Raw genomic sequence first — 1,574 nt, 5'->3', positions numbered from 1 at the left:
GAAAGGCCGATCGAGGAAGCGTGTGCTTTTCCGGCGGGTCCAATGCGGCAACAGTGATCGTGTCGGACGTCAGTTCGACTAGGATTTTCGTGCGGATTTGGCCGCCATCGGAAAACGACTCTTCCCGCAGCCAAAGTGTCACGATATCGCCGGCCGATAGAGGGGCGGCGTCGACGTCATGATAAAGGGTGCTGCCATCGGGGACCAACGTCCCCAGGCATTTGCCGCCCGCGACTGTGCTGTATAGCGTCGGGAAAGGCTCGGGCGGCGGCTGGAAAATCTTGGTCATGACAGGCCGCCTTTCATGCCACTGAAGGTCAGTTGCTCCGGGGGATATTTGCCCAGAAAAGCCACCTTGGTGATCATCGCCTGCAGCGACATCGCGCCGGGGATCGTGTTCGGCAGCCGGTATTCGGTCCAATGGTCCTGGCCTTCGGCTTCGAAGTAGGAGGCGCGGTTCTGGTCGAAGAAGCCCATGAAAAAGCCATCGTCTGGAACGTCGTCGTTCGAGGCGAACAGGCTGATCGTCTTGGCCCGTACATCGAGCACGTAGACGGCGACTTCCGATCCCCTCGACATCAGGACGTAGCCGGGTCGCGGCCAGTACCGCTCTGAAACGAAGGTAAAGGAGTCGTTCCAATGCGGTGCTGCAACCGTGATGGAATCGACCACGGCGCCGGTGTCAGGGTTGATGTACCGGATGAAAAAATCACTCCCGATCGTCTCAGCGACGATCAAATAGCCGGTCAATGGGTCGTACCAGACGCCGCTTATTGCGTCAGCAGTGTTGGGATAGACGAGGGTTTCGGTCCAGGCATCGCCGTCGAACGTGACCTCATAGACGCCGAAGACGTCCCCAAAAAAGCTGAGGCCGCCGAGCGAGAAAAACGACGCAGATCCAGCGGTCACCCGACCTCGGGCCTGCGAAGACGCTACTCGTTCGGTCTGCTCGACGACAAATGTGCCGGCGGCGAGATCGATCACGGCATGGATGCTTTGATCGCTGTCGCTCAACGGATCGAGCGTTTGCCCGTTCAAGAGGTATTTCGAGCCGAACTGGAGACCCTGCTGCCAATCGATATTTTGCCCGACACCATCGGGATATTCGGCGACGATTGCGCCGGTCATGGTGTTGTAGACCCTGCTGATGTCGGGAAACGTGCTGCTCGCCATGCGAACGAGCACGTAGCCGGTGCCACGTATGGCAAGCATGAACAGATTGGCATTGGCATAATTGGCGGTATCGGCCAAGGGGATGCGGTAGAGCTCGGCGTGGGTGTCGATGTCCAGCACAGAGAGATAGACCGAGCCTAGACTGCCGAAATCGTCGGTGCCGAACAGAAGATAGATCAATCCATCGGCGACATCGTAGGACACGCGGGCGCCGTAAGAGACGCTGCCAAAAGACCCGCTATCCGAGAAGTCATTCGGAGCGGCGCCAGCGGTCCAGACTAGATCGACCGGACCGCCGGTGCTGGTGGCGGCGTTGGAGATGACGCATTTGACGGTCGGCGCGCTTGTGGACGCGTAGCCGTCCAGAAAGAGCATGGCGAAATTCTTCCATGCTCCCGCGT

The 1,574-nt window shown here is 59.1% G+C and carries 2 protein-coding genes; both read right to left on the bottom strand.

The genetic code is table 11. The annotated features are described in order from the left end of the window. Positions 1 to 289 (bottom strand): hypothetical protein (locus AC07FD_RS39400; protein ID WP_478354195.1); only part of this gene is annotated, 289 nt, incomplete at its 3' end. Further along, positions 286 to 1,574, bottom strand: a 1,289-nt coding sequence (locus AC07FD_RS39395) for a hypothetical protein (protein ID WP_478354194.1), incomplete at its 5' end; no start/stop codon positions are given. The genes AC07FD_RS39395 and AC07FD_RS39400, both read right to left, overlap by 4 nt.

It is taken from the genome of Mesorhizobium waitakense (genome assembly GCF_056431085.1).
Note: the sequence above shows the minus strand (reverse complement) of the source record. Positions and strands in the feature narration are given on the sequence as shown.